Source organism: Sphingomonas sp. GW821-FHT10F09, assembly GCF_058809195.1.
In genome coordinates this window covers 90,907-106,023 of sequence record NZ_JBXASI010000009.1, presented here as the reverse complement: position 1 = coordinate 106,023, position 15,117 = coordinate 90,907, and the positions used below count along the sequence as shown (strand labels likewise).

Annotated in this window: 14 protein-coding genes; 10 read left to right on the top strand and 4 right to left on the bottom strand. The window is 61.3% G+C overall.

All coding sequences use genetic code 11. The features are described 5' to 3' along the window. From AC1RTO_RS18890 to AC1RTO_RS18875, 4 genes are all read right to left on the bottom strand, one after another. Positions 1 to 893: UDP-glucose dehydrogenase family protein (locus AC1RTO_RS18890; RefSeq protein WP_493162384.1), on the bottom strand; the 893-nt coding region annotated here is incomplete at its 3' end. A gap of 112 nt (positions 894 to 1,005) precedes the next feature. Then, positions 1,006 to 2,739: a hypothetical protein gene (locus tag AC1RTO_RS18885; protein WP_493162383.1), complete on the bottom strand. Its 1,734-nt coding sequence runs from the start codon at positions 2,737 to 2,739 to the stop codon at positions 1,006 to 1,008. A 76-nt stretch (positions 2,740 to 2,815) separates the two neighbouring features. Further along, entirely contained in the window at positions 2,816 to 3,547 is a 732-nt protein-coding gene (locus AC1RTO_RS18880; protein WP_493162382.1) for an FkbM family methyltransferase, read from the bottom strand. A 47-nt stretch (positions 3,548 to 3,594) separates the two neighbouring features. After that, the gene (locus tag AC1RTO_RS18875) at positions 3,595 to 4,584 is read right to left on the bottom strand and encodes a UDP-glucuronic acid decarboxylase family protein (RefSeq protein WP_493162380.1); all 990 of its coding nucleotides are present in this window, start codon (positions 4,582 to 4,584) and stop codon (positions 3,595 to 3,597) included. 242 nt (positions 4,585 to 4,826) lie between these two features. Between AC1RTO_RS18875 and AC1RTO_RS18870 the strand changes: the two genes are divergently transcribed. From AC1RTO_RS18870 to AC1RTO_RS18825, 10 genes are all read left to right on the top strand, one after another. Beyond that, on the top strand, positions 4,827 to 6,020 hold the full coding sequence (locus tag AC1RTO_RS18870; protein ID WP_493162379.1) for a glycosyltransferase family 4 protein: 1,194 nt from the start codon (positions 4,827 to 4,829) through the stop codon (positions 6,018 to 6,020). After that, positions 6,017 to 6,994 carry an NAD-dependent epimerase/dehydratase family protein gene (locus AC1RTO_RS18865; protein ID WP_493162378.1) on the top strand — a complete coding sequence of 326 codons (978 nt, stop codon included), beginning with the start codon at positions 6,017 to 6,019 and terminating at the stop codon, positions 6,992 to 6,994. Before AC1RTO_RS18870 ends, AC1RTO_RS18865 begins: the two co-directional genes overlap by 4 nt. A 55-nt stretch (positions 6,995 to 7,049) precedes the next feature. Then, entirely contained in the window at positions 7,050 to 8,111 is a 1,062-nt protein-coding gene (gmd, locus tag AC1RTO_RS18860; RefSeq protein WP_493162377.1) for a GDP-mannose 4,6-dehydratase, read from the top strand. 105 nt (positions 8,112 to 8,216) lie between these two features. Then, complete coding sequence (locus tag AC1RTO_RS18855) at positions 8,217 to 9,623, top strand: lipopolysaccharide biosynthesis protein (RefSeq protein WP_493162376.1); 1,407 nt, start codon at positions 8,217 to 8,219, stop codon at positions 9,621 to 9,623. A gap of 106 nt (positions 9,624 to 9,729) precedes the next feature. After that, positions 9,730 to 10,824, top strand: coding sequence for a DegT/DnrJ/EryC1/StrS family aminotransferase (locus tag AC1RTO_RS18850; protein ID WP_493162375.1), 1,095 nt, complete (start codon positions 9,730 to 9,732; stop codon positions 10,822 to 10,824). A 21-nt stretch (positions 10,825 to 10,845) separates the two neighbouring features. Beyond that, the gene (locus AC1RTO_RS18845) at positions 10,846 to 11,478 is read left to right on the top strand and encodes a PglD-related sugar-binding protein (RefSeq protein ID WP_493162374.1); all 633 of its coding nucleotides are present in this window, start codon (positions 10,846 to 10,848) and stop codon (positions 11,476 to 11,478) included. Beyond that, on the top strand, positions 11,475 to 12,719 hold the full coding sequence (locus tag AC1RTO_RS18840) for a glycosyltransferase (RefSeq protein WP_493162373.1): 1,245 nt from the start codon (positions 11,475 to 11,477) through the stop codon (positions 12,717 to 12,719). The genes AC1RTO_RS18845 and AC1RTO_RS18840 overlap by 4 nt, the downstream gene beginning before the upstream one ends. Continuing rightward, the gene (gene fcl, locus AC1RTO_RS18835) at positions 12,716 to 13,663 is read left to right on the top strand and encodes a GDP-L-fucose synthase (RefSeq protein WP_493162372.1); all 948 of its coding nucleotides are present in this window, start codon (positions 12,716 to 12,718) and stop codon (positions 13,661 to 13,663) included. The genes AC1RTO_RS18840 and fcl overlap by 4 nt, the downstream gene beginning before the upstream one ends. A 203-nt stretch (positions 13,664 to 13,866) precedes the next feature. Next, on the top strand, positions 13,867 to 14,730 hold the full coding sequence (locus AC1RTO_RS18830; protein WP_493162371.1) for a glycosyltransferase family 4 protein: 864 nt from the start codon (positions 13,867 to 13,869) through the stop codon (positions 14,728 to 14,730). A gap of 30 nt (positions 14,731 to 14,760) precedes the next feature. Next, positions 14,761 to 15,096, top strand: a complete 336-nt coding sequence (locus AC1RTO_RS18825; RefSeq protein ID WP_493162370.1) for a hypothetical protein — start codon at positions 14,761 to 14,763, stop codon at positions 15,094 to 15,096. Positions 15,097 to 15,117: the final 21 nt, after the last annotated feature.

Genomic DNA, 15,117 nt, shown 5'->3' with positions numbered 1-15,117 from the left:
GCGCGCTTGCGGCTGTCGTTCACCTTGACCACCGCCTCGACGATATGGACCGGGCTTTCGAAATCCTCGGCGGTCTTCAGCAGCGCCAGCGTGTCCTTGGGGAAGCACGACCCGCCATAGCCGGGGCCGGCGTGGAGGAACTTTTTACCGATGCGATTGTCGAGGCCGATGCCGCGGCTTACGTCCTGTACATCTGCACCTACCGACTCGCATAGGTCTGCGATCTCGTTGATGAAGGTGATCTTGGTCGCGAGGAACGCATTGGCGGCATATTTGATGAGTTCGCTGGTTCGTCGGCCAGTGAACAGGATCGGCGACTCGTTGAGGTAGAGCGGGCGGTACACGCCGCGCATGACGCGCCGCGCATCCTCATCGTCGGTGCCGATCACAATCCGGTCGGGCCGCTTAAAGTCGCCGATCGCCGCGCCCTCGCGCAGGAATTCGGGATTGGAGACGACCTGTACCTGCACGTCCGGGCGCTTCTCGCGCAAGATCGCCTCGACCCTGTCGCCGGTTCCGACCGGCACGGTCGATTTGGTGACCACTACCGTCGGCCCGGTGACCGCCGCAGCAATCTCCTCGGTCGCGGCAAAGACGTAGCTGAGGTCGGCATGGCCGTCGCCGCGCCGCGATGGCGTGCCGACCGCGATGAAGATCGCGTCGGCGCCTGCCACCGAGGCGGTGAGGTCGGTGGTAAAGGTCAGCCGCCCCGCCGTGACGTTGCTCGCGACCAGTGCATCGAGACCGGGTTCGAAGATCGGCATCCGCCCCGCCTTGAGTGCGCTAATTTTGCCCTCGTCCTTGTCTACGCACGTCACGTCATGCCCGAAATCCGCAAAGCAGGCGCCCGACACCAGGCCTACATAGCCCGAACCGATCATCGTGATGCGCATGAAACCGTATGCCCTTAGTACCGTGCGCTACCACGCGCATCGCAGGCGATGCCCCTAGAGCAAAGTGGTATCGTATTGCCAGACCATCACGAAGGTATCGGATTGTGTGCGATCAGGACGCCGGTGCTTCCCGGCTGTAATGGATGAAGTCGATCCACATGTCGGCACGCGGTGCGTCGCCCTGATAGATTGTATGTTCGACGATCTCGCCGGCCTGCCAGCCGGCAAGATCTACGACGTGTTCGATCGTGCGATAGCCCTCACCATTTGCCGGTCCGACCGGTATCGATTTCCAGAACCCGCGTGTGCCACGCGCGAGGATGGAGAACCATCCGGTGGTGTCTGCGCAGCGGAACCGGATGCGAACGCGCAGGTGCTCGCGCGGAAAGATGTCGCGACCGACCACCAGTTGCGCGGACATGCCGCCCTGTTTGGTCGCTGCCGACAGATGGATTGCCCAGCCGCCGCTGGCGCCGACGTCGGAAACCATGTCGGCGATGCCGCCGGACGCCACGGTTCCCGCCGACCGTGCCCACCAGTGCAGCGCCGACAGATGGCGCAGTGCAGGCCCATAGCCCGCCGGGGTCGCCAATCCAGGCGCCTCGGTGGGGACGCGAAACGGCAATCTGTCGTTTCCCCCGGCCGGCACTGCACCCACCCACAAAAGGCGCGGGTGAGTTCCGAAGGTCTGCTGCGCATTCTTGGATGCGGCGATCACCGTCATGCGATGATCGCTTTGTTCGAACCCAAAATCCCAACTGGCGGGGGAATCAATGACCGGGTGGTGGGCGACCTCGTACCGCGTGATCGACGGCGCGATCATCACCACGTCACGTCCGTTCGGTCCCAAACGAAAGGCCGGACGCCCGGCCATATGGGGCCGGAGCACCAGCGTTTCATAGCCGTCGAGATACATAAGCGCGGTCGCCCGCGCGTGGTCGAGTTCCTCGAGATAGGGTTCGTGGATTGCGGTCGAGTTGCAATTGTCCCAGACGAAATACACGTCCTCGCTGGATGCCGCCGGTGATCCGCCAAGGAAGCGGCTGTTGATTCGGTTGTCGTTGCCGAACGTGCCCGACGCCTCAACCATCACCGATCGCGCGCATAGGAAGCTGCGCACCGCAATCGTGCAATTGTCGCAGCCGTAGAGCCATACCCCGCGTCGGAAGTCGCGGATGAACGTCGTTTCATCGATGATCAACTGGAACAACTTGGCGCCGCGAATCGCATCGCCGGTTTGCTTCGTGCCACCGCCGGCGCCCTGAAAGAAGCAGCCTTCGAAACGGACGTTCTCAAGCGAACTGTATTTCTGGGGATCGGTATCGCGCACGGTGCCGTGTTTAGTCGTGCGGTTGAAATCGAACATCGTTGCGCGGGGATCAAGCGTGCGGAACCCCAAGCCCCGGAACGTCCACCGCCCCTCGCTTCCGCCACGCCCGCGATGATCGATGTTCCAGCACGTATCGGCACCGCCATAGACGACGAACCCGCCTGATCCGCCGGCAGGATCGACCGGCTTTTCCGCTTCGAACACGAGTCCCGACGGCAACGGCCCGTCAACGATCGAGCTAGCAACATAGGATGAGCCGGTCCCGCCCCAAGGTATGAGGATTGTACCCACCTTGCGTTCGTCGGCCGCGGCGATCGCGCGGCGCCACGCCAAGGTATCGTCGGTGCCGCGTCGGCTATGCTCGTTCCAGTCGCCGACGAAGCCGAAGTCGGCAAGCGAAATACGCCTGTCGTTTAACAGCGCCGGTCGTGCCTGCGTGGAGGTCGCGGACCCGGCCGCCATGGCGAGGCTCAGAACGCCCCGGCTCAGTATCCCGCGGCGATGAATGACGGTCATGGCGCATCGACCTTTGCTAGTGTTCCCTGATGCGGACACAGGTCGGGAACCGATGGCATCGTTCCGGTCCTTTACGTCAACCCTTCGTCCGATAAAGGAAATCATGGAACGAGAACTGTTCGGACAGATCGTAGCCATAGCCGGCCATCAGCGCATGCATGGCCGCTGGATCGTCGCTTTCGATAAGGAAGGATTTCGGTCTCCACCGGGAAAAATCGATCCCGCCCAGCACGCTTGCTTCAGCGCCCTCAACATCAAGCGAGAACAGATCGACGACGGGATAGGACAGTTCGTCGACGATAGACATGACGGTCCGGGCGGGCGTCAGGAATCGCTGGCCTAGCATCCCCGGCTCTTTGAGATGTTTTGCGGCGGCTTCCAACTGGGTCGCCTGATCTTTTTCGCTCGACGCCGTCATCGACATCAGATCGGAATAAATGATTTCCAAGCTCTCGCGGCTATAGCCGAAGTCCACCAAGCCGGCATGGAATACTTCGGCATCGGGCCGGTTTCTGACGCATTCGACAAACTTGTGTGGCACCGCCTCGACCAAGATGCCGCGCCAATTTCTATAAAACTCCAAATAGGCAGTATTGGATTGCGTTAAACCGTTGTTTGCTCCGACCTCAAAATAATGCCCGTTGTCAAAGTCGAAAGTACTGCGGATCCTGCCATGCAGTTCGCCCAAGGCATAGGTGACGCGAGGCGGCATAAGCTCGAAGCGGCCCCGGACCAATATGTTGGCAAGATCGTGCGCGGTCGGAGCATGGCGAGCGATAAAAGACGCGATCTTTTTGGTCGGGGACATATATGTTTCGATGCCTTTTGTGAAATCCTCTGGTGCGGAAATGCCGGTCAGGCGGTGACATTGGTTGTGCGATCGCCCGACGCCAGCAACGCATCAAAATAGGCGATCGTCTTTTTGATTCCATCACGCAGTGCGACGCGCGGTTCCCAGTCGAGCAGCGTGCGCGCCTGTGTGATATTGGGCTGGCGCTGCCGAGGATCGTCTTGGGGTAGGGGATGGAATTCGAAAGCCACGCCCGAGCCAAGCACCTCGCGCACCAGGTTCGCCAGCTCGATCATCGTGAATTCGACCGGATTGCCCAAATTGATCGGTCCGGTGACGCCATCGGCATCCATCAGCCGCAGGAACCCCTCGATTAAGTCGTCGACATAGCAGAATGAGCGTGTCTGCTGGCCCGATCCGTAGATCGTGATCGGCTCGCCGCGCAACGCCTGGACGATGAAGTTGGAGACGACGCGGCCATCGGCCGGATGCATGCGCGGACCATAGGTGTTGAAAATCCGCGCCACCTTGATGCGGAGATCGTGCTGACGATGGTAATCGAAGAACAGTGTTTCGGCGCAGCGCTTGCCCTCGTCATAGCACGACCGGTTGCCGATCGGGTTGACGTTGCCCCAATAGTCCTCGGTCTGCGGATGGACCGTCGGGTCGCCATACACTTCGCTTGTTGACGCCTGGAAGATCGGGCAGCGCAGCCGCTTGGCGAGGCCAAGCATATTGATCGCCCCGATCACCGACGTCTTGGTCGTCTGCACGGGGTCGTGCTGATAATGGATCGGCGAGGCGGGGCAGGCCAGATTATAGATGGCGTCGACTTCTACGAAGAGCGGAAAGGTCACGTCGTGGCGCATTAGCTCAAAATTCGGGTTTTCGCGCAGATGTTCGATGTTCGCACGCGATCCAGTAAAGAAGTTGTCGACGCACAGGACTTCACAATCGCGCTCCAGCAGGCGCTCGCACAGATGGGACCCCAAAAAGCCCGCACCGCCGGTCACCAGAACACGCTTGCGTAGATTATACTGTCGTTTCGCGCTCATTCGGATATCCCATTCGCCTTCGGATCTCGCCATGCCCGCCGCTGCGTCCGGTTGCAAGTCCGCTTGGCGGGCGGGCGAACTGTCCGGATCGGAAACCCCCGACGACAAAATGGTGGATCGGCTCCGGGCTTTGTGGCAACGGCTGAGCCTCGGTTAATCGAATACGCTTGCGGAGGGTATGACAGTCTCGGTCCGGTGCCTTTCGGCTTTGCGGCATCGAAGATTGCGTCGGAACAGATGTCATGCGGATTATTGTTAGTGATTATTCGGGGCATGCTTTCCCCGTCGAGCTAGCGCGTGCTTTGTCCGCGCGCGGGTACGATGTTCTTCATCTGAGTGCGGCGAGCTTTCAGACCCCCAAGGGCAAGCTGGAGCGCGATCTGAACGATCCCGCGACATTGTCGATCGTCACGGTGACGACGCGGGCACCTTTCGCCAAGGATTCCTTTCTGCGCCGGCGGCTGCAGGAGATGGAACTCGGCAAAAGGATGGCCGAGCAGATTGTGTCCTTCCGACCCGATATCGTCCTGTCGGGTAACGCCCCGCTCGATGTGCAGCAGGCGATACACAAGGCGGCGCGTACAGCGAATGCCGGCTTCATCTTCTGGGTGCAGGACCTGTATGGCGAGGCGATCCGGCGTATCCTGCAGGACAAGCTGGGCATCGTCGGGCGAGTCATTGGGCAGTATTTCCAGCGGATGGAAGCTAAGCTGCTATCCGCGGCGGATCATATCATCGTCATATCCAAGGATTTTATCGGCGCGCTGCCCGCGGCTGCGCGGCGCGATCCGGCCCGTATCTCGGTGATCGAAAATTGGGCACCGATCGCGGACATCCCGCAACTGCCGCGCGACAACGCATGGACCCACGCCAATCTAGATGAAGCAGCGTTTCGCATAGTCTATTCGGGAACACTGGGCTTTAAGCACAACCCCAATCTGCTCGCAGCCGCTGCGCGTGACACCGATGCGGACGTGCTTGTGTTTTCTGAAGGGCAGGCCGCAGCGAGCCTTGCCGTAAAATCCGCGACGCATGGCAATCTGAAGGTGCGCGGCTGGCTGCCGTTCCGCGATCTTCCCGCCGCACTGGCATCGGCCGACATTCTGACCGTCATCCTAGAAAAAGATGCTGGCGTATTTTCGGTCCCATCCAAGGTGCTGACCTATCTGTCGGTCGGTCGGCCGATCGTGGCAGCGATTCCGGCGCACAATCTGGCAGCGCGGATTATTACCAACCACAATGCCGGCCTGGTGTGCGAACCCGACGACGAGGACGGGTTCGTCGCCGCGTTGCGGACGTTGCGGACGGATTCAGCGCTGCGCCGGACAATGGGCGACAATGCGCGGGCTTATGCCGAGGCGACGTTTCCGATCGACAGGATCGTCGCGGCATTCGAAACAATTTTTTATAAAATCCAGGGAACTACGGGTCGATGACGAAGACTGCATTGGTGTGCGGAGCGGGCGGCTTCATCGGTGGGCATCTGGTCCGTCGCCTCAAGAACGAAGGGTTCTGGGTCCGCGGTGTCGATGTAAAGCGCCCCGAATTCGGTGAGAGCGCGGCGGACGAATTCATCCTCGGTGACCTGCGCGAACAGGATGTCTGCCGAAACGTGATCGACCGGCGCTTTGATGAAATCTATCAGCTTGCCGCCGACATGGGTGGTGCGGGTTATATCTTCACCGGCGAAAACGATGCGCACATCATGCACAATTCGGCGATTATCAACCTCAACGTTGTGAGTCAGGCGCAGCAAGTGTCGTGCGGGCGCATCTTCTATTCGTCGTCCGCCTGCATTTATCCGGCCTACAATCAGGAGAACCCTGACAACCCCAATTGTATCGAATCCAGCGCCTATCCGGCGGCCCCCGACAGTGAATACGGCTGGGAAAAGCTATTTTCCGAACGACTGTTCCTCGCCTATAACCGCAATTATGCGATGGGCAACAGGGTCGCCCGCTTCCACAACATTTTCGGCCCCCAAGGTACTTGGCAGGGCGGCAAGGAAAAAGCGCCTGCCGCGGTATGCCGCAAGGTGGCCGAAGCGCGAAGCGGCGATGCGATCGACATCTGGGGCGACGGGCAGCAGACCCGCTCATTCCTCTACATAGACGAGTGTCTCGAGGGGACAACGCGCCTGACGCGGTCGGATTTCGAGGGACCTGTCAATATCGGTTCGGAAGAGATGGTGACGATCAATCAGCTGGTCGATATCGTTGCTGATATTGCCGGCAAGACGATCGAGAAGAATCACATTCCTGGACCGCTCGGCGTCCGCGGTCGCAATTCGGACAACCGGTTAATCGAGCAACAGCTCGGCTGGCGCCCCTCAAGGCCCCTGCGCGAGGGGCTGGCGAAGACCTACGAATGGATTGAGGCGCAGGTCGCCGATCACAACGCATTGGCATGATGCATGCCACGTTTGGGCGCGATCTGTTCATGATGACACAAAGGTGACGAATACTATGTCCAAGGTTGCACTTATCACCGGTATCACCGGTCAGGACGGCGCGTATCTGGTCCGCCTGTTGCTCGACAAGGGTTATCGTGTCCATGGCGTGAAGCGGCGTTCGTCGTCGTTTAACACCGGGCGGATCGACGGTGTGTATCAGGACCCGCATGTCGATCACCGCCAGCTGACGCTGCATTACGGCGACCTAACGGATTCGATGAACCTGATCCGCCTGATCCAAGAAACTCAGCCCGACGAGATCTACAATCTTGCTGCGCAAAGCCACGTTCAGGTCAGCTTCGAGACGCCCGAATATACCGCGAATTCCGACGCGATCGGAGTCCTGCGCATTCTTGAGGCGATCCGCATCCTGAAAATGGAAAAGAAGACCCGCTTCTATCAGGCATCGACGTCCGAGCTGTACGGTCTGGTCCAAGAAGTACCGCAGCGCGAAACGACGCCCTTCTATCCGCGCTCGCCCTATGGCGTCGCAAAGCTGTATGCCTATTGGATCACGGTGAACTACCGCGAGGCCTATGGCATCCATGCCTCCAATGGCATCCTGTTCAATCATGAAAGCCCGTTTCGCGGCGAGACGTTCGTCACCCGCAAGATCACGCGGGCGGCGGCTGCGATCGGCGAGGGAACACAGGACAGGCTGTTCCTCGGCAATCTGGACGCAAAGCGCGATTGGGGCCATGCGCGAGAATATGTCCGCGGCATGTGGATGATGCTGCAGCAGGACGAACCCGGCGATTACGTGCTGGCGACGGGCGAGACCACGCCGGTCCGTACCTTTGTCGAATGGGCCTTTTTGGACGTCGGCATCCAGCTGGAATGGCGCGGCGAGGGCGTCGAGGAAAAGGGCTATGACGTCGCAACGGGGCGCTGCATTATCGAGGTCGATCCGCGCTATTTCCGCCCGACCGAGGTCGATTTGCTGATCGGCGATCCCACCAAGGCGCGCGAGGTTCTCGGCTGGAAGCACGAGACGTCCGCACGCGAACTGGCGCGCGAGATGGTCGAGGAAGACGTGAGGCTGCTGAAGAGCGCACTAGCGAACGCCAAAAGCTGATCACCCTTCCGAAGCGAAGGCGCTTTTGCTGTTGGAACTGCGATCGGTAGTCTATCGCACCGGCGGACTCGAGACCTTGGACAGACCCTGGCTTGGTGGCTTTTGATGCGGATCGATTCGGACTTCGAAGCGATGGCGGCCCGCGAACGCGGTGCGCTGCGCTTCCGCCGCCTGTATTCCACCGCAATCACGAGTGTCCTCGCACGGTTTGGATCGGCTGCGGTGCTGCTGGTTACAGTCCCGATGGCGCTGTCGCATCTCGGCGCGGAACGTTTCGGCATGTGGATGGTGGTCAGTTCGCTTGGTGCATTGATGGCCTTTGCCGATTTTGGAATCGGCAACGGCATCCTCAACCGGGTCGCGGCGGCTTCCGGCCGTGACGACGACGACGCGATCAAAGTCGCCATATCGAGCGGCGCGGTGTTCCTGTGCGGCCTGGGCGCTATCATCGCCGTGGCGGCGCTGATCCTGTATCCGCTGGTGAACTGGGCTGGCATGTTTAACGTGACCTTGCCCTTGGCGAAGGTCGAGGCGGGGCAGGTCGTGTTGGCTTTTCTGCTCTGCTTCGCCGTTGGGATCCCGGCAGGCTTGGCGAGCAAGGTCCAGCTTGGATTGCAGCAGGGGTATGAGGTCAACGTATGGACGGGCATCGGCGGAATGCTGTCGTTCGTCATGGTCGTTGCGACGATCAAACTCGATCTCGGCACGCCGGCGATGGTGGTCAGCCTGTTCGGTAGCCAACAGCTGGCTCTTCTACTCAATAACCTCGTATTCTTCGCATTACGCCGTCGCGATCTGCTGCCGAGGCTTCAGGCGGTATCCACATTGGAAGCCCGCGCCACTCTGAAGATCGGTACGGGGTTCTTCTTCGTCCAGATCGTTGCGGTCATCGCCTTCAGGCTGGACGCGCTAATGGTGACGCATTTCTTCGGCCCGGTCGAAGCGGGTACATATGCAACGGTCGACCGGCTCTTCTCGTTTGTCGCATTGATCTTCGGCGTCTTTCTAAGTCCGCTCTGGCCCGCCTATGGCGAGGCCGTAGCGCGGCGCGATTTCGACTGGGTTCGCACCACGTTAAAGCGTTCGGTCCTCGGCGCGGTCGCCTTTACCACGGTCGCAGGCATCTGCATCGTCGTCGCCAACCGGCTGCTGTTCTCACTTTGGCTGGGCGGGCGCATCGCCCCGCCGGTGTTCCTGTTGGTCGGCTTTGCCTTGTTCAAGGTACTGGAAGCGTCTGGGGTCGCAATGTCGATGTTTCTTAACGCGACAAACACCCTGCGCGTGCAGGTATGGTTCGCGGTGGCGATGGCGGCGGTCGCGACGATCGCGAAACTAACGCTGGTGCCGTATCTCGGCGCGATGTGGACGATCTGGATCACGGCCGCCGCCTATCTCACGATCAGCATTCTTCCCTCAATCGTCATCGTGCGGCGCGTGTATCGCCGGCTGGTCGCCGACGTTCCGGTCCAGGCCGGCATGCCTGCGGTATACTCATTGGATCGTATCGACTGACCCCATGAGCCTTGTTCTCCCCGATAGGCTGAGGCAAGCGCATACTGACCGACGAGCGGGTGCGGATCGCAGACGATCCAGCCCGGTTCGACCCAGGAGTACGAACGTGCAAGACCGGATACCTGTCTATCAGCCCGACCTGAGCGGCAAGGAATTGGAATATGTCACCGATTGTGTCCAATCGACGTGGATTTCCTCGAAGGGGGCCTATATCGGCCGTTTCGAGAGCGAATTCCGCGATTTCGTCGGTGTTGGTTTCGCCAGCACCGTCTCGAACGGTACGGTCGCGCTGCATCTGGCGCTTGAGGCGCTGGGCATCGGACCGGGGGACGAAGTAATCGTCCCCACGCTGACCTATATCGCCTCGGCCAATGCTGTTGCCTATACCGGTGCAGTGCCAGTGTTCGTCGACAGCGAACCTGACAGTTGGCAGATTGATCTCGACGACGTCCGCCGCAAGATCACATCGCGCACGCGTGCGATCATGCCGGTGCATCTCTATGGTGCGGCCTGTGACATGGACGCGCTGATGGCGCTGGCCACTGAGCACGGACTGTTCGTAGTCGAGGATTGCGCCGAGGCGATCGGGACGATGTACAAGGGCCGCCACGTCGGCACCTTCGGCACCATCTCGACCTTCAGTTTCTTCGGCAACAAGACGATCACCACTGGCGAGGGTGGGATGATCGTCACGAACGACCAGACGCTGTACGAACGCGCGGTGCACCTCAAGGGGCAGGGGCTCGCCGCGCATCGCCAATATTGGCACGACGTTATCGGTTACAATTACCGCATGACCAACATCTGCGCAGCGATCGGCTGCGCCCAGATGCAGCGGGCGGCTCAGTTCCTCGTCGCCAAGAAGCGGATTGCGGAGGACTATCGCGACCGACTGGCGAGCGTCCCGGTGACGTTCCAGCGAGAACCGGAGGATACGGTCCATAGCCACTGGATGATTTCGCTGTTGTGCCGCCATGCGGACGATCGCGATCCGCTGCGCGAGGTCCTAGATCAAGCGGGCATTGAGACGCGCCCGGTCTTCTTCCCCGTCCACACGATGCCGATGTATGCGGCGACCTATCAGAACCTGCCGGTCGCGCAGGACATCGGGCACAGGGGCATCAGCATTCCCAGCTGGCCGGGTCTGAGCGAGGATCAGATCGCCCGGATCTGCGACACGATCGCCGAATTTTACACCTGATAAGCGATGAGGGTTTGCAGCATGGAAGACCTGTACGTACTGGGAACATCCGGTTTTGCCCGCGAAGTCCGCGATGTCGCCGCGGACTTGGGACTCCGCGTCACGTTCGTTGCGGAATCGTCGCCGCCCGAGGGCATGCGGATCGATACGTCGGACGTGATCGGGGAAGACAATTTCGCCACGATGGGGGCGGTGCAGGCTGCGATCGGCATCGGTGGCAACGCGGTGCGCCAGTCCGTCTTCGAAAAATATCGAGACACGGTGCATTTTCCCAACCTGATCCATCCGTCCGCATCGTTCGGGCTGGGCCAGCGCGACATCATCGCGGGATCGTCGGGCGTCATCATCTGCGCGGGCGTGCGGTTCACCAACAACATTCAGGTCGGCAACGCCTGCGTCTTCAATCTGAACTGTACGATCGGCCATGACGTCATCGTCGCCGATTATTGTAACATTGCGCCTGGCGCCAACCTATCCGGCTACGTCGAGCTCGAAATGGGCGTTTGGGTAGGGACGAACGCGGCGATCAACCAGGGCAGCCCGGCCAAGCGGCTGGTCGTCGGGCGGGACGTTATGATCGGATCGGGGTCGGTGGTCGTGAAGGATTGCGAGTCCGGGGGCGTCTATGTCGGCATTCCCGCAAAACGGCGATGAACCCGGTCGATAAAGGGCAGGGTCGCCGCATCGCAATCGTCCTAGACGATTTCGCGGGTCTGGCAGGTGCGACTGATTTCCTGATGTCGATCATCGATGGACTGATGCTCGCCAAGCCCGACTGGTCTTTCCTGTTGGTTTATCGCCGGGATCCCCCGCGTTACGGCAGGGCTAGGTTGCGTAGCATTGTACGCGCGCTGGGCAAGACGATCCTGCGCCGACAGCCGTTCGTATTGCCGCCGCGCCGCGATCCCGCAGCGGTGATCGCTAAGCTGAGCCGCGACGGCATGCCTGATATGCCTGTCGAGACGATTGCACATGGCGATGCCGCGCTGCTGCAACTGTGCGCTGCGCGAAGGATCGACGCCGTCCTGCCGTTCGCAGCCGCTCTGCCGGAGGGATTTGCCGTGCCCTGGGTCGGCTATCTCTACGACTTCCAGCACCGCGCCTATCCTGAACTGTTCACCGCCAGCGAGCGGGCGTGGCGTGATACCTCGTTCCGCACGATGGTCGATCGGGCCCCTGCAATCATCGTCAACGCGCGCCAAGTGCTGGCCGATGCGCAACGTTATCTCGGCCCCATGCGCGCGCGGATATTCGCGCTGCCGTTTTCGGCAGCGCCGGCACCGACGTGGTTCGACAACAACCCGCAGGAGGTTCGCCAACGTCATGGCATCGGGCCGCGATATTTCATCATCTCGAACCAGTTCTGGGTCCACAAGCGCCACGACGTCGCGCTGCAGGCGCTGGCGATGCTCACCGATGAGACGGTCGAACTGGTCACCACCGGTGCGACGCACGATGCCCGTGCACCGGGGCATTTCGCCGCATTGCGGGTGCTGGTCGAGGAACTGAAGCTGGCGAAGCGCGTCCATTTCCTAGGGCTCATCCCCAAGCTTGACCAGATCGCGCTGTTGCGCGGTGCCGTCGCGGTGGTCCAGCCGACCTCGTTCGAGGGTGGACCCGGCGGGGGGAGCGTCTTCGATGCGGTGGCACTGGGGCTGCCGACAATCGTGAGCGACATCGCGGTCAATCGCGAAATCGAAGAGCATGTTACGCGTTATGTAGCGCTTGGCGATGCGCCGACCTTGGCGCAGGCCATGGCCGCAGCATTGGCCGATGACCCGCCGCGACCAGAATCGCGGCAAAGATTGATGGACGATGGCCAGGCCCGTCGAAAAGCCATGGGCGAGGTGGTCGCGCAGGCGGTCGATCATGCGATAGATAGGAATTGCGTATGAGTGAATGGCAGACGTTCGACCTGACCGGCAAACGGATATGGGTCGCCGGACATCGCGGCATGCTGGGCAGTGCGATCGTGCGCCGGCTGCAACGGGAATCCTGCGAGATCCTGACCGCGACGCGCGCGGAGGTCGATCTGACCGATCAGGCGATGGTCCGCTCCTGGCTGGACGCACAGCATCCCGATGTGATCTTCATGGCGGCAGCAAAGGTCGGCGGCATCCTGGCCAACGACCGCCTGCCCGCCGACTTCCTGTACGACAATCTGATGATCGAGGCGAATGTGCTGGAGGCGGCGCACCGCGCGGGTACGCCTAAGCTGCTGCTGCTGGGCTCGTCGTGCATCTATCCCAAATTCGCCGAACAGCCGATCGTCGAGGACGCACTGCTGACGGGCCCGCTGGAACCGACCAATCAGTGGTATGCGATCGCCAAGATCGCCGGATTGAAGCTGGCGGAAGCCTATCGTCTGCAGCACGGGCGCGATTTCATCTCGGCTATGCCGACGAACTTATACGGTCCGGGCGACAATTTCGACCTTGATTCGAGCCATGTCATGCCCGCACTCATCCGCAAGGCGCATGAGGCCAAGCTGGTTGGTGCGCCGGAGTTGGAAATTTGGGGGAGCGGCACACCGCGCCGCGAATTTCTGCATGTCGACGATTGCGCGGACGCCTGCGTCCATCTGATGACGGGCTATTCGGCAGCGCAGCATATCAACGTGGGGTCGGGCGAAGATATCGCGATCCTCGACCTAGCACGGCTGGTCGCCAGCGTCGTCGGGTTCGAAGGCCGCATCGTTTGCGACACTACCAAGCCCGATGGCACGCCGCGCAAGCTGATGTCGGGCGACCGCCTGCGCGACAGCGGCTGGGCGCCGTCGATCGCACTCGAAGACGGCGTGAAGGCGACCTACGCTTGGTATCTCGACCACCACGTATGAGGCGGGTCGTCGCGATCGGTCCGATGCCGCCACCCCTGCACGGCATGGCCTTCGTCCATGCACAGACCGTGGCGGGGATCGCTGCGGTTACCACCGTCGACGTCATTCCGGTGATGCCCGGCAACCATGCGCGCGGGCTGCGCTATCACGCCAGCAAGATTGTCAGGGTCGCGGGCGCGGTGCCGCGCCTGCTGGCGGCGAGGATGAGCGGCGCACGCGCGCTATATTGTGCCGTCGATGCGGGATCGGGGGGCTATTATTCTTGCCTGTTCGCAGGCGTGGCGCGGCTGCTCGGTCTCGCGACGTTCCTGCATCATCACAATTACAATTATCTGGTCGCTCAGACCCGGCCAATCGCCTGGCTGACGCGAATCGCCGGTCCGTCCGCGCAGCATGTGGTATTGTGCGACCGCATGGCGGAGGATCTGCGCGCGCTTTATCCCGCGGTCCGCCAGACGATCATTGCGCCGAATGGCATTGAGCCGTCGGCGCGGCCCGTTCGTAGGGAGCGATCCGAAGTCCTACGTCTGGGCCTGCTGTCCAACCTAACTCGCGAAAAGGGCGTCGATGAATTCCTGCGCATCGTCGATCGACTGCGCGACGAGGGCATGGCAGTGGTCGGGCGATTAGCCGGCCCGGCGGCTCCGCCCGCGCTTGCGGACGAGATCGGGCGGCGGGCCGACGATCCAGCGAGCGGCATCGCATGGCTGGGGTGGCTGGATTCAGCGGGCAAGGCCGCGTTCTTTGCGACGATCGATGTCTTCGTCTTTCCGACACACATGGAATCGTTTGGGTTGGTCTTGCTTGAGGCACTGGCGCACGGCGTACCTGTTATCGCGCCGCGGCACGGCTGCATCTGCCTGTTCGAAGGAACCCCAGCCGCCCGAATCGTCCCGGTAACCGACGATTTCGTCACCGCCGCCTGCGCGCATATCCGCGATCTGGCACAGACGAGCGATCTGGCGGCCATGGCGCTGGCGGCGCGGGGCCATGCCGCCCGGCTGGATGGCATCGCGCAGGACGGGCACCAAGCGCTGGTTGCAGCGATCGCGGGAATAGCGGAGTGACTTGGCGACCGCGCCATAGTAGGCCGCGGCATGCGTAAAATATCGTCCCTATTGATTGCCCTGGCATCGGTCTGGGCCGTTCCCGCATCGGCCAAGCTGATCAACAGCTATATCCGTGATGGCATGCGACTGTGCTTTTACGACGACGCGCGCGGTAGCTACACCAATCCGGTCGCGCGATCGGTGACCGTCGATCGCAATACCGATTGTCCCGCGACGCCGTTGCCGCCCACCGTTCCCGCGCTTGCCACCCTGCGCGGCAGTTCGATCGCGGGCGGAAAGCAGGTCTGCACCTATGATTATGGCGGCAGGACCTACAGCATGTCGATCGATGTCGGCATGAGCTGCACCTATACGCCGCGATAATCCGCGCTCGCGTCAAACTGC

Excerpts from the sequence above, each read along its gene's own strand:
- AC1RTO_RS18885 (WP_493162383.1), bottom strand. The coding sequence starts at position 2,739 with ATGACCGTCATTCATCGCCGCGGGATACTGAGCCGGGGCGTTCTGAGC.
- AC1RTO_RS18880 (WP_493162382.1), bottom strand. The coding sequence starts at position 3,547 with ATGTCCCCGACCAAAAAGATCGCGTCTTTTATCGCTCGCCATGCTCCG.
- AC1RTO_RS18875 (WP_493162380.1), bottom strand. The coding sequence starts at position 4,584 with ATGAGCGCGAAACGACAGTATAATCTACGCAAGCGTGTTCTGGTGACC.
- AC1RTO_RS18870 (WP_493162379.1), top strand. The coding sequence starts at position 4,827 with ATGCGGATTATTGTTAGTGATTATTCGGGGCATGCTTTCCCCGTCGAG.
- AC1RTO_RS18865 (WP_493162378.1), top strand. The coding sequence starts at position 6,017 with ATGACGAAGACTGCATTGGTGTGCGGAGCGGGCGGCTTCATCGGTGGG.
- gmd (WP_493162377.1), top strand. The coding sequence starts at position 7,050 with ATGTCCAAGGTTGCACTTATCACCGGTATCACCGGTCAGGACGGCGCG.
- AC1RTO_RS18855 (WP_493162376.1), top strand. The coding sequence starts at position 8,217 with ATGCGGATCGATTCGGACTTCGAAGCGATGGCGGCCCGCGAACGCGGT.
- AC1RTO_RS18845 (WP_493162374.1), top strand. The coding sequence starts at position 10,846 with ATGGAAGACCTGTACGTACTGGGAACATCCGGTTTTGCCCGCGAAGTC.
- AC1RTO_RS18840 (WP_493162373.1), top strand. The coding sequence starts at position 11,475 with ATGAACCCGGTCGATAAAGGGCAGGGTCGCCGCATCGCAATCGTCCTA.
- fcl (WP_493162372.1), top strand. The coding sequence starts at position 12,716 with ATGAGTGAATGGCAGACGTTCGACCTGACCGGCAAACGGATATGGGTC.
- AC1RTO_RS18830 (WP_493162371.1), top strand. The coding sequence starts at position 13,867 with ATGAGCGGCGCACGCGCGCTATATTGTGCCGTCGATGCGGGATCGGGG.
- AC1RTO_RS18825 (WP_493162370.1), top strand. The coding sequence starts at position 14,761 with ATGCGTAAAATATCGTCCCTATTGATTGCCCTGGCATCGGTCTGGGCC.